Source organism: Peteryoungia aggregata LMG 23059 (assembly GCF_030814435.1).
Classification (GTDB): Bacteria; Pseudomonadota; Alphaproteobacteria; order Rhizobiales; family Rhizobiaceae; genus Allorhizobium; species Allorhizobium aggregatum.
In genome coordinates this window covers 422,894-446,407 of sequence record NZ_JAUSUW010000001.1, presented here as the reverse complement: position 1 = coordinate 446,407, position 23,514 = coordinate 422,894, and the positions used below count along the sequence as shown (strand labels likewise).

Here is a 23,514-nt window from a genome sequence, read left to right as displayed (position 1 = left end):
TTCTCCTCAAAGCGCCGGGTCAACGACGCCGGGATAGCCCGGCAGCGGGGACACGATCCCGTGGTTGATGCCCCAGAGGTACCAGTTGTCGACGACCGTGCCTGTCAGCAGGATGCCGATGCCGCCGGTAATCGGGGTCAGAATGGCAAACCACCAGGCCCAGCGGTGGACGGATTCCATGGTGGCGTTGAAGCCCATGGTCCAGCGCCAGAAGAGGGCTGCGCGTTCGGAGGCCGTACCGCGATCGGTGATCTGTTCCAGCTCGCGTTCACCGCCGTATTTGCCGACGGCGAGGATCGTCGCTCCATGCATGGCGAACAGCAGCACGGAGCCGTAGAGGAAAACGATCGAGAGGCAGTGGAAGGGATTGTAGTAGAGATTGCCGTAACGGATCGAGAAGGCGGCCGTCCAGTCGAGATGCGGGAAGATGCCGAAGGGCACGGCTTCCGAGAAATTGCCCATCAGCAGCGGGCGGATGAAACCGAGCACGAGGAACAGCCAGATCGCGGCGGCAAAGGCCCATGCGACATGGGTACCCATCTCCAGCTGGCGTGCGCGGCGATATACTCGCACCCACCAGAGGAGAATGGAGGTCGTCAGGAAGAAGCCGGCTATGAGCCACCAGCCACCTTCCGCAAGCGGCGGCAGCACCTTGAGGCCATATTGCGCCGACGGCGGTTCCAGCCCCAGCCAGAAGAGCTGGCGGACGAACTGGATCGGATCCCAGCCGACAGAGGCCAGCATGTTGAGACCGATGATCTCGAAGGCGATGAAGCCGCAGACAAGCGACAGCGTGCCGAGATAACCGAGATAGATCGGTCCGATTTGAGCATTGCCGATCATGCCGAACAGGCGGACCAGGAAAGGTTTGCCGGTGCGCGGGCTGTCGCCAGCGGGAAGCGGCATGCCTTCTTCGAGCGGGCCCGTCACCTGTATGGGTGTGATGATGTTTTGATACTGCGCTAAGAACATGGTCCGGTCCCCCTCAGTTCCAGATCGGCAGCGTCAGCCACCAGTTCCACCATTGCGGCCAGCCCTGATTCCAGAACGGTCCGCTGATGACGATGCAGACGGCGCTCCAGAAGCCCGCGTTCAGCGCCAGGATCAGGCCGAGGCGGTGGATGCCCAGCGTGCCGATCGAGTAGCCGATGATGTCGCGGAAGAATGTGTCTTCGTATTCCGGCGTCTTGACCTCGGCCTGCTTGCCAGCTTCGGTGTTCGATGCGCCCGGATTGGCGGCCGACAGGATGAGGCCACCATGCAGGGAGAGCGCCAGCGTCGTGGTGAAGAAGAAGGTCACCGCGATCATATGCGCTGGATTGTAGTGGAAATGCAGATATTGGTAGCCGACGTTCGACACCCAATCCAGATGGCTGAAGATGCCGTAGGGAAAACCGTGACCCCAGGCGCCAAGCAAGAGCGGGCGGAAGACGACGAGCGTCGCATAGGCGAAGATCGCGAAGGAAAAGGCGAAGGGCACGTGGTAACCGATGCCGAGCTTGCGGCAGATCTCGACTTCGCGCAGCGCCCAGGAAATGAAGGCGCCGAGCGCGCAGACCGTCACGATCTGCCAGAGACCGCCTTCCTTTAGCGGCGCGAGCGCCAGCCCATAGGAGAGGTCCGGCGGTGCGATCGAAATGCGCCAGATATTCCATGTCGGACCAATGGCCGCGCCATAGATCAGAAGTGCTGTTCCGAGGATCGCGAAGAAAGCCGTCGTGACGCCGAAGAAGCCCACATAGAAGGGCCCTACCCAGAAATCAAAGAGATCGCCTCCGAGCAGCGTCCCGCCTCGTACGCGATATTTGCGTTCAAAACTCAGCAGCGCCATGTTCGTTTCCTCCAGAGGTGATCAGCCAGGCGGCGTTGTCGGGTCATGCAGGATTGGCGGCGGGCGAAACCGCGAGTGTTACGCCCGCTGCCGTCTCAGGTTTTCAGCCGATCAGCCGGAAATCCACGCCTTCAGAGAGGGACTGCTCCAGGGAGCTGGTCGTGAGGGGTTTGCCCTCGAACCAGTTGTAGCGGTCCGTGCTCAGCAGGATGAAGTGGATCAGGATCGCAAGCGTGAACAGGAATACAGACAATGCGACCAGCACTTTGCGCGGGTCGAACATAAGCCAGACTCTCCACATATCGCGTCCTCCTCAGGCCAACATCGGCAGAAGCGTGAGAGCCGTCTGGTTGATGCCCTCGAGAGAGCTGTAACCTTCCGGACCCGGGATCCAGGGACGCCACATCCAGACCAAGATATGCGCGACGATGGCAATCGCCGTGAATATCATGAAGCCTTGGATGAAGAATCCATGGACCTCGCGCGCTTCGCTTTCGGTCAGACCCGAAAGTGAAACATTTGATGTCTCAGCCATCAAATTCACCTCCTAGTCTCGAACACCGCGGCGCCCCCGCGGCGGGGTTTCGGAAGGTCTTTTCACGGACCTGCCGGGTTCTGCCGGTGTCGAGAACACCGGCAAAGGGATCGGGTTACGCGTGGAAGGCGTAACCGGCAGCTGCGTAGGCCGAGGAACGAGCCTCGGCGAAAATCGATTGGTCGGGGCGCTCGGCCGCGTCCTCGGCATGCCCGGCAAGCCTCGACGTCAAGGCGGCGCAAAGGCACAGCGGATAAAGGAGTAGGTAGAGACGCCGCATGTTCTGGCGCTCGGACTGGCGGTCGCGATGTCGACGCAGGTCCTGATCGGATCGGGTTGCAGTGATCATGGCTTCACCTCCAGTTGTCCCGTTGATGGGTGTTGTTCCTTCGCTCATGCATAGGCTCCCTGAAGGCGGGCGGCCGTCTCGACATGATGGCGGGTAACTTCGTGGTCTTCGGCCCGGCGCGCCTCGCGCTCTGCCGCTTCCCTCAACCGCTTGGCGGCCGAGATGCGCACGAGCACGGGCTCGTTGCCGATGAATTTTTCAAGCGACGCCTGGGCATCGGATTGCCAGGCCATCTCGCTGCGCGGGCGGGCTGTCGTCGCTTCGATTGCGTCGAGTTCTCCGGCGCGCGGCAGGATGTCGAACAGCATGTCGAAGAGGGCGTTGCAGACCTCCTGGATCAGCCAGGCAGCACCGGAATAGCCCATGACGGGCGTGCCGGGATGGCGGCGGACGATGGCGCCGGGATAGGAGAGCTGCACGAACTTGCCGCGGGCGCCGCGCTCGGCCATGTACATGCGCTCGTTGAACGAGCCGAACATGATCATCGGTGGCTTCTTGGCGGTGAGTTCCGCAACTTCGATATTGTCCGTCTTCGCGCCTGCCTTGCGCGGGATCGCGAAGTTGCAGGGCAGGCCCATTTCCTCCTCGAGGAAGTTGCGGATGCCGCGCACATAGGTCTCGTTGGCAACGATCGCGAAGCTTGCGGTGGCGAAGAAGTCCTGGGTGACCGAGCGCCAGAGATCCCAGAGCGGCTTCAGCGTTGTGTGCTTTTCCTTCAGGATGAAGGGTTCGGGGTCGAGCCCGAGCATATCGCCCAATTCGCGCAGGAAGGCCGTCGTCGAATGAATGCCGATCGGGGCCTGCAGATAGGGACGGTCGAGCGTTTCGCAGAGGAGACGGCCGAATTCGCGATAAAGGCAGATATTGGCATCCGCATCGGCGAGCTTGCGCACGTCTTCGAGATGGCTGCCCAGCGGGAAGACCATGTTGATCTCGGCGCCCAGTCCCTCGACGAGACGACGGATCTCAGCGAGATCCGAGGGCATGTTGTAGGTGCCGTAGATCGGGCCGATGATGTTGACGCGGGGCTTGGCACCCTCGGGGCGTCGACGCGGTGCCGGCACCTTGCCGCCCTTCGGGCCGAATTCGGTCCAGAGCCATTTCAGCGCGCGATCAGCGCTCTGCCACTGATCTTCGTCGATGGTACGCGGGAGGAAGCGGACGATGTTGGAACCTTCCGGTGTCACGCCACCGCCGATCATCTCGGCGATCGAGCCGGTGACGACGACAGCCGGCAGGTCGGGGTCGAGCGCGAGACGCGCCCGCTTCATGGCACCTTCCGTGCCGTGTTGGCCCAGTTCGTCTTCCGAGAGGCCGGATACGACGATCGGCAGTTCGTGCGGCGGCAGCGCGTCGGTGTAATGGAGGACCGAGGTGACCGGCAGGTTTTCGCAGCCCACCGGGCCGTCGATGATCACCTGCAGGCCCTTGATCGCGGTAAAGGCATAGACGCTGCCCCAGTAACCGCCGGCTCTATCGTGGTCGAGGATCAGCATCCGACACTCTCCCCATTGTCGACGGCGTTGCGGGACTGCTTGACCTTGGCGGCGAACTTCTTGCGATAGGCGCTGCGGTCTTCCGGCACGTTCTCCCAGATTCCGGCGCCATCGCCCGAGCCCACACCCTCGAAGAAGGCGTTCATGGCCAGGAAGCGGTCCTTGTTGCCGATGGCGGCATTGATGACCGCCGGAAGCGAGGCAACACCGGCCGGGCCCATCAGGGGACGGGCAGAGATCAGATTGGTGAAATAGAGGGCGGGTGTGGCGCTCTCCTTCGCCTTCTGCACGACAGGGGTCGTGCCTATGGCGAGATCCGGCTTGAATTCCTGGAAGGCGGCGAGGTCCTGCTCCAGCGAGGCCCGGAAGCGCAGTTCGACGCCATGGGCCGCCAGCCAGTCGGCATCCTCGCTGTTGTAGGGCGTCTTCGGACAGGCTGTCCCGACATAGCGCAGGTCTGCGCCGAGTTCGACCAGAAGGCGGGCGACGAGGAGTTCCGAGCCCTCATAGCCTGAGAGCGTGATCCGGCCATTGATGCGGTGTTCGGCAAGGGCAGCCTTGATTGCGCCGCGCATGGCGTTGCGGCTGATATTGGTTTTGTCTGCGGCGATGCCGCAACTGTCGCCGATCGCCTTGAGCCAGGCATCCGTTCCGTCGACGCCCACAGGTGCTGAGCCAACGATCGGCCGACCTGCGGCCTGGAACTCCCGGATGCTGGCCGTATAGAAGGGGTGGATTGCGGCAACTGCGGCGCAGTCGAGGGCGGAATAGAGTTCGCGCCATTCGCGGACAGGCACGGTCGGCCCGGCTGCCAGCCCCATGGGCTCAATCATGCCGCCGATGACGACCGGGTCGACGGGGAACATTTCGCCGAGCAGGGTGACCGTCGGCCTGTCCTTCAGACCACCACGCGGACGCTGGACCGGGCCTTCGCCGATCTCCTGGCGGGCATAGGCAAGCATGGCGCCCGAAAGCACATCCTTGGCTTCTGCGTGGGTCGGGACCCCGAAGCCGGGAACATCGATGCCAACTATGCGTACGCCGTCGATCTCGCGCGGCAGCATCTTGAGCGGTACGCCCGATGCGGTGGGGACACAGAGGTTGGTGACCACGACGGCATCGAACTTTTCCGGGTCCGCCATCTGATGCACGGCCTCGACGATGTCCTCATAGAGTTTGCCGGTGACCAAAGTCTCCGAGCTGAAGGGCACATAGCCGACCGAGCGCTTGGCGCCGTAGAAATGCGAGGTGAAGGTCAGGCCGTAGACGCAGCAGGCCGAACCCGAAAGGATCGTGCCGACGCGGCGCATGCGAAGCCCGACGCGCAACGAGCCGAAGGCCGGGCACATGGATTGCGGCTGATCATGCGGGCCCTTGGGATAGTCCGCCTCGAAGCGGTCCATCAATTCGCCCTGGCCGGCGGCGCGGGCCGCAGCCTTGGAGAGCTCGACGCCGCCATGGCAGCCGATGCCGTTTGTGTCTGCGACCGCCGCGTCGCCAAGGACGGCGGCATCGTTACCGACGGGAGCAGTCCCGCCGGCATCGTCCAGCTCGAATTCCTTGCGCAGGTCATCCATTGTCTTCACCCGATCTCACACGTTGTCGTAGACGACTTCCAGCGACGGCCGTTTCAGTGCGCCGGTGGCGCACATGTCTTCCGGCAGGGCTGGCTGGAGTTTGTAGTCGGCGCCCGTCTCGCTGGCGTCGAAGAGACCAAGCAGGCCATCCTGATCGAGCGGTTTGGGGAGGATCGGCGGCGCCTCGGCCAGGTTGATCGACAGCGCTTCGAACAGCGGACCCCATTGGCTGTCATGCGTGCCGATGATCTGGTAGTTCGCACTCTTGCGGCGGATGTCCTCGTGCTGCGGGATGGATGCGAGCACCGGGATACCGACAGCTTCGGCAAAGGCCTGGGCCTCGCCCGTGCCGTCGTCCTTGTTGATGACGAGGCCGGCGACACCGACATTGCCGCCGAGATTGCGGAAGTATTTGACCGCCGAGCAGACATTGTTGGCGACATAGAGCGACTGCAGGTCGTTCGAGCCGACGACGACGACCTTCTGGCACATGTCGCGGGCGATCGGCAGGCCGAAGCCGCCGCAGACTACGTCGCCGAGGAAGTCGAGCAGGATGAAGTCGAAGTCCCATTCATGGAAGCCGAGCTTTTCCAGGGTTTCGAAGCCGTGGATGATGCCGCGCCCGCCACAGCCGCGACCGACTTCCGGTCCGCCGAGTTCCATGGCAAAGACACCGTCACGCTTGAAGCAGACGTCGGAGATCGACACTTCCTGGCCGGCTTCCTTGCGGCGCGAGGCCGTCTGGATGATGGTCGGGCAGGCGCGGCCGCCGAAAAGCAGCGAGGTCGTGTCGCTCTTGGGGTCGCAGCCGATTAGCAGGACCTTCTTGCCGAGCTGGGCCAGCATGTAGGAGAGATTGGCGAGCGTGAAGCTCTTGCCGATGCCGCCCTTGCCGTAGATCGCGATGATCTGGGTTTCCTTGGTGACCTTGCCGGTGACAGGCGCATCGGGTTCGATGGCGGCTTCTTCGCGAAGGTTTTCCTGCAGGCGCTCCAGGCCGTCCGGTGCGAGATCGAGGCTCATGCGGCTTTCCTCCAGTCGATGATCATTTTCAGGCAGTCGGGGTCTGTGAAGGCGGTCCGGTATGCAGCCTGCGCCTCGGAGGGCGCGGCGTGATGCGTGATCAGACCGGCGAGAGAAAGCGCGCCGGAGGCGACGAGATCGAGCACCGCCTCCGTGTCGCGGCTGGTGAATTCGGCGGCGATAACGAAGGATGTCTCCCGCATGAAGGCCGCAGGAAAACTGAAGTCGACGCGGCTGCCATAGAAGCCGGCCAGAACGAGCTCGCCCTGGCGTTCCAGCCTGGAGACCGCCCGGTCAAGAACGCGGGCATCGCCGCTGGCATCGATTACGGCTGCATGACCAGCCCGATCATCCTGACACGGATCGACAACCGAATAGCCATGCTGCCCAAGGCGCCGTCTTTCGGCTGTTTCCCAGACTGTCGGAGGAGCATGCCCTGTCGCGATGATGATCCTGGCGATGAGCCGACCGAGGACACCATGCCCGATCACCAGCGAGGCGACCCGGCGGGAGCGGAAGACGGCGTGATGGGCCGTGGCTGCCAGAGCGAGAAGTGCGGCCTCCGCCGGTCTTTCAAAGCTGGTGCGTACGGTCCGATTGCCGGGCACGACGAGCATGGCCGCAGTCGCACCGAACAAACCGGCTGCGTCGGCGAAACAGTTGGCGCCGGGAACGAAGACCTGTTCGCCCGGATGGCGGCCCGAGTCCGGGCCAGCCTCGACGATCGTGCCGACACTTTCATAACCAGGAACGAGTGGATAACGCATGCCGGGAAAGGCCGGCATGGTCCCCTCGAAGAGCATCTTTTCCGTTCCGCTGGAAATACCGCTGTACTGCGTCTCGATCACAACGTCGCCGGCATCCGGTGCCGTCAACGCGAGCCGCCTGACGGCGAGCGATCCTGGTTGTTCGAAGACGATAGCTGCGGTCTGCATGATCGTGCCCTCCCCGGACACGGGATGCCTGCTGCTCCCAATTGTCATCTTAGATTTACGATATAAAGTGTCAATCAATATTTACACATAATGTGGGCGAGGCGGTGCTTATTCACGCTTCCGCGACCACGATGGTGGCCAACAGCGGGTTTGTCGTGATCTCGTGACGGCTGTTGCGGAAGCCCGCGTCATGCAGCAGATCCCGGATTTCCGCGACGGACCGGCAACGGCCTGATCCCATCGCGCGGAAATAGGCGCTGAAATAGACGGCGGCCAGGCGCGCGCCTTCCGTCGGTCCGGCCATGGCCTCGGCAACCACGACCGTGGTGCCGGGCGCCAGTTGACCCCTGAGATTGGTCAGGATCTGGCGCACCCGATCGTCGTCGTGGTCGCAGAGTATCCGCACCAGGGTGACACAATCGGCATCGCCGGGCACAGGATCGGCGACAAAGTTGCCCGCATGGACCCGGCTGCGGTCCGCAAGCCCTGACAGGGCAAGGTGCTGTCGCGCCCGGTCCGCGACGGCGGGCAGATCGAAGAGTTGCAGCTTCAGGGCAGGGTGTCTTTCGCCCACGGCCCGCAGAAAGGCGCCTTCACCGCCCCCCAGGTCGAGCAAGGAGGTGTAGCGGCCGAAATCATGGGAGGCGAGAAGGCAATCGGCGAGCATCGCCTGGCTTTCCCGCATCAAGGCAGAGTAGGGCGCGACGGAGACATCAGGCATGTCTTCGGGCCGATTGCCGCGCACATAGGCCCAATAGTGTCGGAGTTCCGTCTCGCTCGCCGCTTCCCGCCAGAGAGGGCGGGGATCGCCGAGGTCTCGGTAGAGGATGTCATGGTGCCGGATCATCTCCCGCAACCCGCGGTCCGCAGCCAGCACGGCGCCAGCATCGGCCAGCATCCAGAGGTCAGGCCCTGCGCGACAAACAAGATCGAGTCGTTCCGCCTGCTCGAGAAGAAGCTGCATTCGGTCCTGGGGAAAGTCGCATTGGACGGCAAGTTCGGCCGTCGTCAGCGCCTTGTCCGAAAGCATCTGGAACAGCCCCGTCTCATTGCAGAGCCAAAGGATCTGCGAGTGGACGAAGCCCGTGGTCAAACGGAAGAGATGGTTGGCTTTCCTGTTGGCGATCCAACGGGTCAGTGGCAGCCGGGACATCAGGTTGCGAAAGGCCGGCGAGGCGATCTGGCGACTACGCCAGAGCCGCCAGCGAACCGCAAGTCCCTGCATGGTCGTCGCCGCGACAGGATCTCCGGCAGTCACAGGGGCAGCGATCGACCGGGCCTTGAAGCCGCTTCCGCTTCCCTCGCTCATGGCCTAGGCCGCAGTGGTGGCGAGTGTCTTCGGCATTAGCCGTGTCGCCTCGTTGCGGATCATCGCACGGAACGTATCAGCGCCGGGGCAATCGGGGACGTTGTCGACGGCTTCAGCCACGAGTCGCTTCAGGCGATCGAGGGCGGCTTCCAGGCCGATGCTGGTGACGATGTTGGGCTTGCCGTTGCGGCTGTCCTGGCCGGCCGGTTTGCCTGCACCGTCGTTCTGCCCGCCGGCCGCGTCATAGAGGTCGTCGGCTACCTGGTAGGCCGCGCCGAGCGCATCGGCGAGGCCGAGCCAGTCTCTCGGATTGCCGCCCGCGGCAATCGCACCTGTCGAGACGGCGCCGCTGAACAGGGAGGCTGTCTTGGCGCGGTGGTAAGCTGTGATGTTGATCTCCGGTTCGCTTTCCCATGCCTGGCCGGCAACCAGTCCGTAGGGTGTGCCCACCGCATTGGCGATGGTCGCGATCAACGGTGCCGTGAGAAGCGGTGTCTGCTGTGTTTCCCGTGCCACGGTCTCGAATGCCGCGACGATCAGGCCGTCACCGACCAGCAGCGCGATCTCTTCGCCGAATTGTGCATGCACGCTGGGTGCGCCACGGCGCTGAAGGGCGTTGTCGAAGCAAGGCATATCGTCATGCACCAGCGAGGCACAGTGCAGGAGTTCGATGGCGATGGCGGCGCAATCTGCTGCTCCCGGCTCGCGGTCGCCACAGGCTGCTGCCACCGCCAGGCACAGACGCGGCCTGATCCGGGCGCCACCGGGAAAGACGGCGTGGCGAAGAGCCCTGGCCAGTATCGGCGGGCATCCGTTCGCGGTGGCGTAGCGAAGAGCGCGCTGCATGCCGGTTTCAATGCGTTCGGGTATATCCATGACGCCTGCCTCCCGTGAATGGCTTGTAAAAATCAAGTTACTCACTATTGTGTCAATTAAGATTGACACAAGTGGTGTGGAAGTCAACGCATTGCGGGAGACGAATTTGGCGGAGCGAAGGGAGGAGGCAATTGCCATCGTTGGTGCCGGCATGGCGGGCCTGGCGGCTGCCCTGCGCCTTGCCGCTGCCGGCCACAACGTCACGGTCATCGAGGCACGGTCGGAACCTGGCGGAAAGCTCCGGCGGGTCGAAGTCGGGGGGCGTTCCTTTGATGCGGGGCCAACGGTTCTGACCATGAAATGGGTCTTCGACGATCTGTTTGCCTGTTGCGGCATCACGGTCGAGGACGAGCTCACACTCGTCCGGGCAAACATCCTGGCCCGCCATGTCTGGCGAGGTGGCGAGTGTCTCGACCTGCATGCCGATCCAGACGAGAGCTGCAGGGCGGTCGCGGACTTTGCAGGCCACCGCGAAGCGGAGGGCTTTCGCCGCTTCACCGATGACAGTCGACGGGTTTACGGGTTGTTGAAAGACAGTTTCATTGCGGCGCCACGCCCCAATCCGCTGTCTCTCACTCGACGGATCGGCCTGTCCCGTCCCGGCGACCTTCTGGCCATTAAACCGTTCGCGAGCCTTTGGTCCGCGCTTGGAGGATATTTTTCCGACCCGCGCTTGCGACAGCTCTTCGGGCGTTACGCCACCTATTGTGGTTCCTCCCCGTTTCTGTCTCCGGCCACGCTCATGCTGGTCGCGCATGTGGAGCAGGAGGGTGTCTGGACCGTGCAGGGCGGCATGCATGCGCTGGCCGCGAGACTGGCCGCCCTCGCGACCTCGCTCGGCGTCGAGTTCTGCTATGGAGAAAGCGTTGCAGAGATCCTGATCGATCCATCCCGTCGCAGCGTCGCGGGCGTGGTCACCCGGCAGGGTCGGCATATCGCCGCAAGCCATATCGTCTACAACGGAGACGTCGCCGCGCTGCCGCGTCTGCTGGGCGCGAAAGCGGCGGCGACGTCACGAACGCCGTGCCGATCCCTTTCGGCTCTGGTCTCTTGCGGCCTTGCCCGGTCCTCGGGGGTCGCGCTCGCGCATCACACGGTGTTTTTCTCCGATGACTACAAGGCCGAGTTCGAGGCGATCTTCTCGGGCGGCGTCGCACCGCAAGACCCGACGGTCTATGTCTGTGCCCAGGACCGGGATGCCGATGGGCGGCTTGGCGCCGGCGTCGATCACCCCGAGCGCATCTACGCATTGATGAACATGCCAGCCCAAGGCGACCGGCGCCGTTTCGAGGAAAGCGAGATCAGCACATGTCTGAAGAGCATGGAGCGACGCATGGCCCTCAATGGCCTGAACCTCGTATCGACGGAGGATCCGCCGAGCGTGACGACACCCGAGACATTCGCGGCCCTGTATCCCGAAAGCGGGGGAGCCCTCTACGGGATGGCCTCGCATGGATGGATGGCGTCCTTCGCCCGCCCGGGATCTCTGGGACCCATACCGGGGCTCTATCTGGCGGGAGGCAGCGTGCATCCGGGGCCCGGGGTGCCGATGGCGGCGCTTTCGGGCAAACTTGCGGCCGAACAACTGATGGCCGACCTGGCTTCGACGCCCCGGTCCCACCGGGTGGTTACCACTGGTGGTATGCAGACGGGACGAGCGACTGCGGGCAGTTCGCCTTCACTGTGATTGCCTTCGTGGGTTCGGTCTTCTCACCCTATTATCACTTTGCCGGCCGCCGTGATCCCGAACGGCACGTGGCCTTCAACGTTGCCCTTTATGGTCCCCCATCGAATGCATGGGCGATGACGGAGCGCGGGCGGCGGGATCTGCGCCGGGAACCTGCCAGGCTGGCAATCGCCGCCAGTGAGTTCCGTGCCCGAGGCGAAGGGTTCGAGATCGATTTCGACGAGGTCTTCCTTCCCTGGCCGGGCCATCGCCTGCTGCCGAAGCGCATGAGCGGGTCCATCGTGGTCGAGCCGCGCTTCGTCAACAGCGTCAGTTTCGATCTCGATGAAGCAGGAGATCACCAGTGGCTGCCAGTCGCGCCGTCGTCCCGGATCACGCTACGCTGCCCGGACCTGCTCGATGGTGGCTGGTCTGGGGAGGGCTATCACGACATGAACTGGGGCAGCAGGCCTCTCGAAGCCGACTTCCGTGGCTGGGACTGGGGGCAGGGGCATGGATCCGACGGACAGTCCATCATCCTCTACGACTCTGTCTTGGCGGATGGAGCACGCCGGAGTTTCGGGCTGCGTTTCGATGCGGATGGACGGATGGGGACCTTCGCGCCTCCACCAAGGCAGCCGCTCGCACGGGGCTTCTGGGGCGTGGAAGGGGGCGTCGCCTGCGACATGGGGACCGTTCCGCGTGTGATCCGGAAGCTGGAGGACAGTCCCTTTTACCGACGATCACTCGTTACCACCCATCTCGCCGGCGATGATATCGTGATGATGCACGAAACCCTCGACTGTCGCCGTCTGTCGATGCCATTCGTGCGGTTGATGCTGCCGTTCCGCATGCCGCGACGGGGCTGAAGGTGTGACGAGAAGAAGTGTCAGTCGGTCGGACCGTCCGCTTCGTCCTTCTGTTGTCGGGCGCGCGCCGCTGCCTTCTCGTTCTCTTTCCTGAGATCACGCATCTGCCAGATGTAGAATGCGACGGCCAATCCAAAGACGAAGACGGCTTCGATCAGCCCGAAGTGGTTTTCAAGCAAGGCTGGCCACCTTCTTTCGTGCGAGGAGACGGCGCTCCTGCTGTTCCAGCTGGGTTCGTGCATGGAGTTGCAACAGGATCTCTGTGAGACGTCCGACGGCGTTCTCTTTGCCTTCGTCTGTCTGGCGATCATGCACGCTGCCAATCGCATGGCCCGCGAGCGATAGCGTCTCTACCAGCATCGCGGCTGCTGGGTCCGGCGGGGCCTTGCTGTCAAGCATCGCCGTCGCAGACCAACGGCGATCCTGGTGCCGGCCCTTCAGCAAAAGGCCTGTCTTTTGAAGAAGGCCGGTGCTTGCGCGCGTACTCACGCTGTCAAAGCCATTGCGGGCGATCTGCGTGCCAATTGCCTCGTAGATCAGGGCTGCGGTCCTGATGGCATGGCGGCATGCGGGAGGGAGGCTTTCAATGCCCGCATGGCCGAGCCGGTAGTGGTGGTCCGCCTCGCGAAGCAGCCTTCGAACGATCTTGCCGAGTTCGGGCGTGAAGCGCGGTGCTGCGAGAAATGCCTCCGCATCCAGGCCGTGTTCGTCCAACCAGTCGAGTGGCAGATAGAGCCTGCCGTTTCGCGCGTCCTCACCAATGTCGCGGGCGATGTTGGTGAGTTGCATGGCGATGCCGAGATCGGCCGCACGGGCTAGGGCCTCGCTGTCCCGCACGCCCATGACTGCAGCCATCATCACGCCGACGCTTGCAGCGACGCATGTCGCATAGGCCTTGAGATCCGCAAGGCTGCGATAGCGCTGGCCTCCGAGATCCATGGCAAAACCGTCGAGCAAGGCCTCCACGATGGGTTTCGGCACCTGATGGTCACGAACAGTGCGGGCAAAGGCTCGATCGCAGGCGAAGGGGGCGGGGTCGCCCGCATAGATCAGGTCGAGCCTCTGCCGCAACTTTAGCAAGGCCGGCATGCCGCTTCTCGGGTCGTCGATCAAGTCATCGGAGTGGCGACAGAAGGCATAGAGTGCCCTTGCCGCCTGACGGGTGGGTGAGGGCAGCAGCAGTGAGGCGAGATGAAAGGACTTGGAGCCCTGACGGATGGCTGCCGAGCACGCTTTCTCGTCCTCGAATTCGCCGGAAAAGCCGTAGTTGACGAGTATGGGCCTGCGGGCCAGGGGGCGTGCGACGAGCATGTCGGTGGGATGGAATTCGGTGGAAGTCATGAATGGGCCGGCCCCCCGAGCCTTTGGCGGCTTTCGGCCAGAAAGTCTGCTGGATCCGGTACGAGATCGGCGACGATGCGTGCCGAGGAAACGACGCCCGGCAGTCCGGCGCCAGGATGCGTGCCTGCGCCACAGAGGAAGAGGTTTTCGAGTTCCTCGCTCTTGTTGTGCGGACGGAACCAGGCGCTCTGAAAGAGTTTCGGCTCCAGGGCGAAGGCCGCCCCCTGCCAGGAAAGAAGACGATCGCGAAAGTCCACCGGCGTCGCGATCCGCGAACTGACGATGTGCTGCGATAGCCCGGGCAGGATCGTGTCCTCCAGCCGAGCCTGGATTTTGGTCCGATAGCGTTCGGCCTCTGTCTCCCAGTCGGTGTCGGCCGTCAGGTTGGGGACAGGGCTCAGTACGTAAAAGGCATCACAGCCGGGTGGCGCGAGCGAGGGGTCGCTTGCCGTCGGGCGGTGCAGGTAGAGGCTGAAATCTGCTGCCAGGCGATGACGGCGGAAGATGTCGTCGAGCAGCCCCTTGTAGCGGGGGCCGAAGAGCATCGTGTGGTGGAGCACGTCGTCATATCGCCGGTTCGTGCCGAAATACCAGACGAAGAGGCTCATCGAATAATCGCCTAGGGCGAGCTTCGAATCCGTCCAGCGCTTGCGGGGATAGGTTTTCAGAAGATGGCCGTAGGTGGTGGCGGGATCGGCATTGGAAATGACGATGTCTGCTGCAATGCGCTCGCCTGACGACAGTTTGACGCCCGAAGCCTTTCGGCCCTCCGTCTCGATCTCCGTGACCGTTTCATTGAGCCTGATGCGGCCACCATTGCGGGTGACCAGAGAGGCGATCCCGCGCACCAGCGCATTGGTGCCGCCGATGGCGTGATGGACGCCGTATTTTCCCTCGAGATGCGCAATCAGGCAGTAGAAGGAGGTGGCCGAGAAGGGATTGCCGCCGATCAGCAGCGGATGGAACGAGAAGAGGGTCCGCAGCTTGTCGCTGCGGAAGTGTTTCGACACGACCGAATAGACGGAGCGGTAGCCGCCGAGGCGGACGAGGCGCGCGAGCGTTTTCGCCGTGAAGAGCAGGCTGTGGAAGGGCTTGTGCGCGAGTTGCTCGAAGGCGACCTCGTAGATGCGGCGGCTCTCATCGAGGAAGCTTCTGTAACCTGCAACATCTCGGGGTTCGATCCGCGCGATCTGGTCCTCCATGGCCGCGCGATCCCCGGAATAGTCGAAGACCGTGCCGTCGTCGAAGCGGACGCGGTAGAAGGGCGTGTTGGGCTGCAGCTCCACGTCGTCGCTCAGGCGTCCCCCGCAGTCGCTCCAGAGGTTCTCGAAAAGCCAGGGGGCCGTGATGATGGTGGGCCCTGCATCGAAGGTGAAACCATCCTGCCGATGTGCGTAGGCGCGGCCGCCGGGTTCGTCGAGCGGATCGACGATCGTCACCCGATACCCCTTGGCGCCCAGCAGCGCACCTGTCGTCAGTCCGCCCACTCCGGCGCCGATGATGACGGCATGGGGTCGGTTGTCGGCGGGTTGCCGGTTCGATCGAGGAAAGCGTCCGACGATGTTCATGCTGCGTCCGCTCCGTTCGGTCTCTGATCGCCCATTGCCTCATCGAGCCAGCGGGCCACTTCACCAGCGCGGCATTCATGCAGCAGATGTCCACCTCGGTCGGTGAGGATGAGCCGGCTGCCAGGCGCTTGCAGCGCCGCATGGCTTGAGTTCTCGATCGGCACCATCGGGTCGTCCCGCGCAGCGATCAGCGTCATGGGAAAGGGGAGGCGCCGCAACGTCGCGTCAAAACGCGTCAGATCCCAGGCTGCCATCATGCCGAGCGCGCCACGGACATGGGCCGGCGAGGCGAGCAGCATGCGATAGATCGCCTTGCCCTCCTCGTCGATCGTCGAGCCGGTCGCTGTCAGCAGATTGCCGCCGAGGGGTGTCACGCGCGACAAAAGCGAGAACATCGAGGCGGAGAACGGATTGGCGAACAGCGCCTTGGCGAGCGGCGAAAACAGGGCATTGCCCCTGATGGGCAGAAATGCACCGTTGATGCCGATGACGTGGCGTGGAACGGCTGCGGCATGGCTGGCGGCCAGCGTGACCGCGATCGCCGCGCCGGCCGAATGGCCGAGAATGACCGCAGGGCAGCGGTCCAGCAGCGCCAGCAGTTCGGTCAGGGCGCGAACCATCCCGGGCAGCGAGAGGTCGGCAGGCTCGCGCGGACGGGTGAAGCCATGGCATGGCAGGTCAGGCACGACGATACGAAAGCGCGTGGACAGAAGCGGAAGCAGATGGCGCCAGGAGTGGGAGGCGGCGCCGGTGCCGTGCAGCAACAAGACCACGGGACCATTGTCCGGCCCCGCGATCTGTACATGCCAGTCGCAGGAGGCGGTCTGCAGGAACCGGCTCGCGCTGCGATGCGGCCAGGATCGGCCATCGGTTTCCCAGTCCAGTCGATCTTGACCGGTCATCATGACCGTGCCTCCTGCATGGAGAGATCGACGAGGTGCGACACACGCCGGGCATCCGCCTGGCGGAGAATATGCAGGTCGGCGCCCAGCATTCCGGCGAGGGTCGCCACGCTTTCGCGCGGGCGTCGCGCAATGTCGATGCAGATCGTGCGCAGGTCTCTGGCCTTGCAGTTTTGCGCGAGCCGCGAAAGCTCTTCGGCCGCGCGCGCGCGATCCGGGGTGCCGTCGAGAGCAATATTGCCGCTTCCGTCTGTCAGGAGGACAAGCACGGGACTGCTGCCGCGCCGCTCGACCGTGAGGGCTAGCTCCAGACCCGCCTTCAGGCCGGCGGCGAGCGGGGTCGGGCCGCCACCCGGCAGGCCGGAAAGCTTGCGCTTTGCAGCTGTCAGTGAACGCGTGGGCGGAAGCAGAAGCTCTGCCTGGGTGCCGCGAAAAGCAATGAGAGCCACTTCGTCGCGGCGGACATAGCAGCGGGCGAGCAGCTGTTCGATGGCGCCCTTAGTTTCGCCGAGCCGTTCGAGAGCTGTGGAACCCGAGGCGTCGACGACGAAGATCGCGGTCGAGGGGGCTGCGTGGCGAAGCCGGACATAGCGGAAATCGTCCCTGACCACGAAGGCGCGAGGGCTGAAGGCTTCAGCTGTCGGTGTGGCTGCGGATTTGCTCATGGCAAGGCGCTGGGCGGCCCTGATCCTCTGAAAAGGTGCCGCCGCCCGCAAGGTTGCGACAATGTCGGGCTTCGCTTCCGGGTATGGTGGCGCAAGGCCAATACCGAAAGGCCGGCCGCGCCGGGCATTCTTGCGCAAGCCACCCGATTTTCCCGCAAGGCCCGAGTTGCGCGTCGGACGCTGCGAGACGGAAAGCCAGGGATCGGCTGCGAGAGCCCCGGCCTGAACCGCTGACAGCATTTCCGTCAAGGTATCCAGCTGTGTCGGACTTGCCGTTTCGGCTTCGGGCTGTGGCTCCGGGTCGTTTGAGACCTGGCTCTGCTTCGTTTGTGCTGCCTTGTCATCCTCCGGCGCGGTGGCCTCCGTCGGTGCCGGAGCCTGGTTGCTCGCAGGCGCAAGGCGGATCCCGAGGCAGAGACGAAGGGCTGTCAGCACATCCCCCTCGTCCACCGTGGTGCGATCGTCACGGCAGGCGAGCAGGCGTGCAGTGCGGACGAGATGGGAGAGGATCCGGGAGGAGCCATGGCCGGCGCTCAGGGATAGGCTCGCCAGTGCCTTCAGCAGAAGGCCGTCAATCGTGACCTCGCGCCAGGCGTCTTGCTGTTCAAGGTTGGTCGGTGTGTCTTTCGATTGGTCGTCCAGATGGTGCCAGCCAATGCCGTCGAGATCGACGCGGAGCGAAAGGCGGTCGCCGATGGTGGCGCAGAGCGGCGCTTCCTCATCCAGGGATTCATCGAGGGCGATCACCAGGAGGCCGGTTGCCGATGGCGCATCCATGGCGCTGGCAACCAGTGCCGCGAGCGCGGAGTCCAGGCATTCAGCCATCGGGATCAACAGGACGCCTCCGGCCGCCCGGGACAAGAGGCCCTGCTGGCGCACCAGCCTGCCCTGTTTTGCTGTCGCGGCGAGATCGATGCCGCCTGTCAGATTGGCGATCGATGTACCCGGTGGCAGGCGTGTCCACGGTGTCGTGGTCCCCATCCGCTCCTGGAGCCGCGAGAGAAAGAGGTCTCGCACGCCACCAGCGCGCGCCTTGAGCCACAATCCGCCGATCGCCGACCTGCCCGAGGCGATGAGGTCTGCTGCCAGCCGCGCATCCGCCCAGAGCTCCGCCCCGCGGTCGTCGAGAGCCTGCTCAAAGGCTTCGTGCGGGCCGAGCTTAGCCATGCGCGTGACCGCCGCTGATCGTGGCGAGGGCCCGTTCGACCCTCGGCGTGGTGCCTGCGTCATCGAGGGGGTCGCGGCGCAGGCGATGGCAGAGCACCATGGGTGCGATGTCGGCGACATCGTCCCAGGTGACGAGGGTGCGTCCGGCAAGGGCGGCTGCCGCGCGGCACGCACGCATGAGGGTCAGTTCGCCGCGCATGCCATCGATGCCGAGCCGCAGACAGAGCTGCGACATGCGCATCACCACCTGATCCGGGATCTCGACCTGGCGGAGGATCTTGCGGGCCGCAACGACGCGCCGGCCGATCGCAGCGTCGCGCTTGGCCCAGAGCTTGGAAAAGGCGGACGGATCTGTCTCGTAGGCATCCCTGCGCCTGATGACGTCGATGCGTTGATCGAGATCCTCGATGGTGCGGACCTCGACGGACAGGCCAAATCGGTCGAGAAGCTGGGGCCTGAGGTCGCCTTCTTCCGGATTGCCGCTGCCGACGAGAACGAAGCGGGCCGCATGACGGATGCTGAGGCCCTCGCGTTCAACGACATTGACACCGGATGCTGCGGCATCGAGCAGAAGGTCAACGAGGTGATCCTCAAGCAGGTTGATCTCATCAATATACAGGAAGCCGCGGTTGGCGGCGGCCAGCAATCCCGGTTCGAAATGTTTCTCGCCGGCGACCAGCGCCTTCTCGATGTCGAGGGAGCCGCAGACGCGGTCTTCGGTGGCGCCAAGCGGAAGATCGATCATCGGTGCTCGATGCCTGACGATCGGTGGCCGCTTCAGGCTGTCCGGCTGATTGCAGACGGTGCAGGCTGGCTGAGGGGCCGCCGGCAGGCAATTGTAGCGGCAGCCGCTGCGTGTTTCGATCGGTGGCAGGAGTTCGGTCAAAGCCCGTACCGCCGTCGATTTGCCCGTGCCGCGATCGCCGAAGATCAGCACGCCGCCCAACAGCGGTTCGACCGCTGCCATCAGGAGGGCCTTCTTCATGTCCTCCTGCGCGACGATGGCGGCGAATGGGAATGGTAGGGCCATGGGTCCCGTCTCAGCTTGAGTGTAAAATTTAGTTTACACTTTTTGATGTCGCTTTGAAGGGGGTTCGTGGAGAATCTTGCGCATGAACGCAAAGTGGCCGCGCTGGGGGCGCGGCCACTCTTGCCGGGATTGCTTCGTCCTCAGGTTCTGAGCACCCTGTAGATTGCCGGGATGACGAGCACCGTGAGCAGCGTGGAGGACACCAGACCGAAGAGCAGCGAGATGGCGAGCCCCTGGAAAATAGGGTCGGTCAAGATGACAGCAGCCCCGATAATGGCTGCAAGTGCTGTCAGCAGGATCGGCTTGAAGCGGATCGAACCTGCCTCGATCAAGACATCCGTCAGCGTCTTGCCGGTGTGATCGGCGTGGCGGATAAAGTCCACCAGCAGGATCGAGTTGCGCACGATGATGCCTGCGAGCGCGATGAAGCCGATCATCGATGTGGCCGAGAAGGGCGCGCCGAACAGCCAGTGACCGCCGAGGATGCCGATGAAGGTCAGCGGCACGGGCGTCAGGATCACCAGCGGCACCTTGAACGAGCCGAACTGGGCGACGACGAGAATGTAGATGCCGAGGAGCGCGATCATGAAGGCGGCGCCCATGTCGCGGAAGGTCACCCAGGTTACCTCCCACTCGCCATCCCAGAGCAGCGTGGCCTCGTCCTCGTTGGTCGGCTGACCATTGAGCGAGATCACCGGCTTGGGCAGGCCGGTCCAGTCCTGCGCATCGATGGCTTCCTGCACGGCAAGCATGCCGTAGAGCGGGGCCTCGAAGTCGCCGGCGAGCTCGGCTGTCACCATCTCGGCGCTGATGCCGTTGTGGCGGAAGATCGGCAGCGTGGTCTTCTCGTCGACCACGCGCACGACGTCGCCAAGTTCGACCACGCCCTTGTCGCCCGGCAGGACATTCGCCGGCATCGGGGTGGAGAGGAAGCGCTCGTCGATGACTTTTTCGCCCTTGGCCCGTTCCAGTCGGATCGGGATCGGCGGACGGCCTTCGCCGCGATGTGAATAGCCGATGGTCTTGCCATTCGACAGGATCGCGATGGTGTCGAAGACGTCGCCTTCCTCGACGCGGTAGAATTCCGCATCGTCGGTCGAGATCACCAGCCGCTTGCGCGGGGCTTCCAGACCGTAAGAGTTGTCGACGTCGACGATGAAGGGGACCGAGCGGAAGGCATCTTCCACCTTGGCGGCGACTGCGCGGCGGATCTCCGGTGTCGGGCCATAGATTTCTGCGAGCAGGGTTGCCATGACCGGCGGTCCCGGCGGGGGCTCGACAACCTTGAGGCTGGTGCCTTCCGGCATCGGCAGAGATGCGATGCGCTGGCGGATGTCGAGCGCGATATCGTGGCTCGTCCGGTCGCGTTCGGCTTTCGGCGCGAGGTTGACCGCCACATCGCCCAAGTTGGATGAGGCTCGCACGTAGGAGTGCCGCACCAGCCCATTGAAGTTGAAGGGGGCTGCCGTGCCGGCATGGGTCTGTACCGAAAGCACCTCCGGCATCTGGAGTACCGTACGACCGATCGACTGGGCCAGCGCGTCGGTCGCTTCGACCGACGAGCCTTCGGGAAGATCAATCGTCACCTGTAGCTCCGACTTGTTGTCGAAGGGCAGGAGCTTCACCGTCACGTGCTTGGTGTAGAACAGGCTGAGCGAGCCGAGGGTCAGCAGGCCGACCAGGCCCAGGAAGATCCAGCTTCTGGTCTTGGTCGCCAGGATCGGACGCGCAGTCGCTGCATACATCCGCCCCAGCGCGCCGCCGGTCTCGTGATCGCCATGGGCGTGAACGGGCGCATTGCCGGCGACCTTCAGCATCAGCCAGGGTGTGACCATGACTGCGACGAAGAAGGAGAAGATCATCGCGGCTGAGGCATTGGCCGGAATCGGGCTCATATAGGGGCCCATCATGCCGGAAACGAAGAGCATGGGCAGCAGTGCGGCGACAACCGTCAGCGTCGCGACGATCGTCGGATTGCCGACCTCGGCGACGGCCTCGATGGCGCTGCGCCGGCGCGAGCGATTGTCGCCCATGCCCCAATGCCTGGCGATGTTCTCGATGACGACGATCGCATCGTCGACGAGAATGCCGATAGAGAAGATCAGCGCGAAGAGCGAGACGCGGTTCAGCGTATAGCCCATCAGCCACGAAGCGAAGAGGGTGAGCAGGATGGTTACGGGGATGACGATCGCAACGACAAGTGCTTCCCGGCGCCCGATCGACAGCCACACGAGCGCGATGATCGAGACCGTCGCAAGGCCAAGGTGGTAGAGGAGCTCGTTGGCCTTCTCGTTGGCGGTCTCGCCATAGTCCCGGGTGACATCGACCCTGATGTCTTCCGGGATCAGCTTGCCTTCCATGGCCTCGACCCGCTCAAGGATGTGCTCGGCCACGACCACGGCGTTCGAGCCGGCACGCTTGGCAATGGCCAGCGTCACGGAGGGCGTGCGGTCGATCGTCTCGCCGTCCATGCGCAGCGTTGAGACCAATGCCTCGCTGGTGTCGGTAGCGAATTCGATCGTCGCGACGTCACGCACATAGACCGGACGTCCGTCGCGGGCGGTTAGCAGCAGGTTGCCGATCTCGGCGGGTGTGGACAGCGTTTCACCGGCGATGACGTCGATCTGTCGTCCGCCCTCGCGCACCTGCGCGGCAGGCATCGCCGTGTTGGCGCCGGCGACCTTTCCGGCGAGTTGCTGTAGGGTGATGCCGTAGAGCGCGAGCTTCTCCGGCTGTGGCGAGACGCGGATGATCTCGTTGGTTTCTCCGACCACATAGGTCAGGCCGACATCCTCGACCTTGGCGATCTCGTTGCGCACTTCGCGGACGATGCGGGTGAGGTCGTTGGCGCCGACATGGCCGGCCGCCTCCTTCGTCGGGGAGAAGGTTAGCGTGACAATTGCCACGTCGTCGATGCCACGCCCGACGACCTTGGGCTCGGCAATGCCGACGGGAATTCGATCGAGGTTGGCCCGCACCTTGTCATGCACGCGCAAAACGGCCGCATCCGATGAAGTGCCGACCAGGAAGCGGGCGGTCACCAGGACCATGTTGTCGTAGGATTGGGAGTAGATGTGCTCGACACCGTTGATGCTCTTGACGATCGTCTCCAGCGGCTCGGTGATCAGCTTCTCCGCATCGTCGGCGCGCAGGCCCGGTGCCTGAACAATGATGTCGACCATTGGGACGGAGATCTGCGGCTCTTCCTCGCGCGGCAGGCTCATCAGCGCGACGAGGCCAAAGGCGAAGGCGGCGATCAGGAATAGGGGGGTGAGCGGCGACTTGATGAAGGCGCGAGTCAGGTTGCCGGCGATGCCGAGATTGGTCATGGGGGTGTCGTCGTCCGGTTGCTGGCCGTTCGAGGGTGCGCGCACAGGATCGCTCATTCGGTCACCACGACATCACCAGCGACGAGGCCCGAGAGGATCTCGACCTGCCGGCTTCCTTCGATTTCCAGGGTCTCACCGGCAACGACTGCCCGTTCGACGATCTTGTCGCCCTCGCGAACGGGGACGAAATCGACACCCGCGCGGTTGGACATGGCGGTCGCTGGAACCAGAAGTGCCTGCCGCTCCCCGACGGGGAGTTCGACAAGCACCCGTGCTGCGACGAAATCGGTGTCGAGATTCTCGACCTCCACGTCTGCCGTCACGCGGCCCCCTTCGATCTGGGGGTAGATCTTCACCAGCTCGCCTTCAAGCCGCTCGCCACCCGCGTCGATCCGGATGGAGGCGCCTTCGGTCAGCTGCGGGGCATGGCGTTCGGGAATGGCCAGGCGCAGGAAGAAACCGCCACCGGCGATATTGGCAATTGTTTCGCCGGCCATGACGACCGCATCGCGGGTCACGGGGACCGAGATCACACGTCCGTCGGATGGCGCGAGGACCGCGCCTTCCGACATCTGCTGGACCAGAAGCGACCGCTGCGCTTCCGCCTGCCGCACCTGATTGGTGATCACGTCGAGCTGGGTGCTCAGCTGGTCGAGACGTTGCGTGCTGGTTGCGCCACTGCGCACGAGGCGCTCGGCACGCTCGAGTTCGACCTCCGCATCCTTCTTTGAGGCCTGGAGACCGAGAAGCTGCGCATCCACCGCCTTGATCTGGAAGTCGATCTTGTCGTCCTTCACCTCCGCGATGACATCGCCAGCCTTCACGACGTCACCCTCGGTGACCGTCAGGCTGGCAAGGGTGCCGCCCAGTCTTGCCCGGGCAAGCACGCTGTTGCGTGGCTGGATCTGACCGTAAACGGCCTTCATCTCCGGTATCGAGACAGGTTCGAGTGTGAGGTCTGCGGCCTGCGCGGCCGTCAGGCCAGCTGCGGCTGCGACGAGGCCGGTGGTCAGGCAGATCAAGGCAGTGCGCATCTTCATCGGATC

21 protein-coding genes are annotated in these 23,514 nt (G+C 63.9%); 2 read left to right on the top strand and 19 right to left on the bottom strand.

Annotated elements, in window-relative coordinates; genetic code table 11:
- Positions 1–6: 6 nt before the first annotated feature.
- From pufM to J2045_RS02090, 11 genes are all read right to left on the bottom strand, one after another.
- Entirely contained in the window at positions 7–972 is a 966-nt protein-coding gene (pufM, locus tag J2045_RS02140; protein WP_307368815.1) for a photosynthetic reaction center subunit M, read from the bottom strand.
- A 13-nt stretch (positions 973–985) separates the two neighbouring features.
- The gene (pufL, locus tag J2045_RS02135) at positions 986–1,831 is read right to left on the bottom strand and encodes a photosynthetic reaction center subunit L (RefSeq protein WP_307368811.1); all 846 of its coding nucleotides are present in this window, start codon (positions 1,829–1,831) and stop codon (positions 986–988) included.
- A 103-nt stretch (positions 1,832–1,934) separates the two neighbouring features.
- Positions 1,935–2,132: a light-harvesting antenna LH1, alpha subunit gene (gene pufA / locus J2045_RS02130; protein WP_307368807.1), complete on the bottom strand. Its 198-nt coding sequence runs from the start codon at positions 2,130–2,132 to the stop codon at positions 1,935–1,937.
- A gap of 12 nt (positions 2,133–2,144) precedes the next feature.
- Positions 2,145–2,366, bottom strand: a complete 222-nt coding sequence (pufB, locus tag J2045_RS02125; RefSeq protein ID WP_136537885.1) for a light-harvesting antenna LH1, beta subunit — start codon at positions 2,364–2,366, stop codon at positions 2,145–2,147.
- 115 nt (positions 2,367–2,481) lie between these two features.
- Complete coding sequence (locus tag J2045_RS02120; protein ID WP_102018681.1) at positions 2,482–2,715, bottom strand: hypothetical protein; 234 nt, start codon at positions 2,713–2,715, stop codon at positions 2,482–2,484.
- A 44-nt stretch (positions 2,716–2,759) separates the two neighbouring features.
- Complete coding sequence (gene bchZ, locus J2045_RS02115; protein WP_307368801.1) at positions 2,760–4,211, bottom strand: chlorophyllide a reductase subunit Z; 1,452 nt, start codon at positions 4,209–4,211, stop codon at positions 2,760–2,762.
- Positions 4,205–5,788, bottom strand: a complete 1,584-nt coding sequence (gene bchY / locus J2045_RS02110) for a chlorophyllide a reductase subunit Y (protein ID WP_307368799.1) — start codon at positions 5,786–5,788, stop codon at positions 4,205–4,207. The genes bchZ and bchY overlap by 7 nt, the downstream gene beginning before the upstream one ends.
- A 15-nt stretch (positions 5,789–5,803) precedes the next feature.
- A complete protein-coding gene (locus tag J2045_RS02105) occupies positions 5,804–6,811 on the bottom strand; it encodes a chlorophyllide a reductase iron protein subunit X (RefSeq protein WP_307368797.1) in 1,008 nt (335 codons plus the stop codon).
- Positions 6,808–7,746, bottom strand: a complete 939-nt coding sequence (gene bchC / locus J2045_RS02100) for a chlorophyll synthesis pathway protein BchC (protein WP_307368794.1) — start codon at positions 7,744–7,746, stop codon at positions 6,808–6,810. The genes J2045_RS02105 and bchC overlap by 4 nt, the downstream gene beginning before the upstream one ends.
- A 112-nt stretch (positions 7,747–7,858) precedes the next feature.
- Positions 7,859–9,055: a methyltransferase gene (locus J2045_RS02095; RefSeq protein ID WP_307368792.1), complete on the bottom strand. Its 1,197-nt coding sequence runs from the start codon at positions 9,053–9,055 to the stop codon at positions 7,859–7,861.
- Positions 9,056–9,058: 3 nt separating this feature from the next.
- Positions 9,059–9,931: a polyprenyl synthetase family protein gene (locus J2045_RS02090; protein ID WP_307368789.1), complete on the bottom strand. Its 873-nt coding sequence runs from the start codon at positions 9,929–9,931 to the stop codon at positions 9,059–9,061.
- Between the two features lie 106 nt (positions 9,932–10,037).
- Between J2045_RS02090 and crtD the strand changes: the two genes are divergently transcribed.
- A complete protein-coding gene (gene crtD, locus J2045_RS02085; RefSeq protein ID WP_307368787.1) occupies positions 10,038–11,618 on the top strand; it encodes a 1-hydroxycarotenoid 3,4-desaturase CrtD in 1,581 nt (526 codons plus the stop codon).
- An 8-nt stretch (positions 11,619–11,626) separates the two neighbouring features.
- A complete protein-coding gene (locus tag J2045_RS02080) occupies positions 11,627–12,466 on the top strand; it encodes a carotenoid 1,2-hydratase family protein (protein ID WP_307368784.1) in 840 nt (279 codons plus the stop codon).
- Between the two features lie 20 nt (positions 12,467–12,486).
- Here the strand turns inward: J2045_RS02080 and J2045_RS02075 are convergent, their stop codons facing one another.
- The 8 genes from J2045_RS02075 to J2045_RS02040 form a co-directional block, all read right to left on the bottom strand.
- Positions 12,487–12,645, bottom strand: coding sequence for a hypothetical protein (locus J2045_RS02075; RefSeq protein WP_307368782.1), 159 nt, complete (start codon positions 12,643–12,645; stop codon positions 12,487–12,489).
- Positions 12,638–13,807, bottom strand: coding sequence for a phytoene/squalene synthase family protein (locus J2045_RS02070; RefSeq protein ID WP_307368781.1), 1,170 nt, complete (start codon positions 13,805–13,807; stop codon positions 12,638–12,640). Before J2045_RS02070 ends, J2045_RS02075 begins: the two co-directional genes overlap by 8 nt.
- Positions 13,804–15,375, bottom strand: a complete 1,572-nt coding sequence (locus J2045_RS02065) for a phytoene desaturase (RefSeq protein ID WP_307368777.1) — start codon at positions 15,373–15,375, stop codon at positions 13,804–13,806. The genes J2045_RS02070 and J2045_RS02065 overlap by 4 nt, the downstream gene beginning before the upstream one ends.
- Positions 15,372–16,280 (bottom strand): alpha/beta fold hydrolase BchO, encoded by a 909-nt coding sequence (bchO, locus tag J2045_RS02060; protein WP_307368774.1) that lies wholly within the window; start codon positions 16,278–16,280, stop codon positions 15,372–15,374. The genes J2045_RS02065 and bchO overlap by 4 nt, the downstream gene beginning before the upstream one ends.
- Positions 16,277–18,109, bottom strand: coding sequence for a VWA domain-containing protein (locus tag J2045_RS02055; RefSeq protein WP_307368771.1), 1,833 nt, complete (start codon positions 18,107–18,109; stop codon positions 16,277–16,279). Before J2045_RS02055 ends, bchO begins: the two co-directional genes overlap by 4 nt.
- Positions 18,102–19,139, bottom strand: a complete 1,038-nt coding sequence (gene bchI, locus J2045_RS02050; RefSeq protein WP_307368768.1) for a magnesium chelatase ATPase subunit I — start codon at positions 19,137–19,139, stop codon at positions 18,102–18,104. The genes J2045_RS02055 and bchI overlap by 8 nt, the downstream gene beginning before the upstream one ends.
- Before the next feature lie 140 nt (positions 19,140–19,279).
- Positions 19,280–22,468 carry an efflux RND transporter permease subunit gene (locus tag J2045_RS02045; RefSeq protein ID WP_307369238.1) on the bottom strand — a complete coding sequence of 1,063 codons (3,189 nt, stop codon included), beginning with the start codon at positions 22,466–22,468 and terminating at the stop codon, positions 19,280–19,282.
- 53 nt (positions 22,469–22,521) lie between these two features.
- Positions 22,522–23,508, bottom strand: coding sequence for an efflux RND transporter periplasmic adaptor subunit (locus tag J2045_RS02040; RefSeq protein WP_307368765.1), 987 nt, complete (start codon positions 23,506–23,508; stop codon positions 22,522–22,524).
- Positions 23,509–23,514 lie beyond the last annotated feature (6 nt).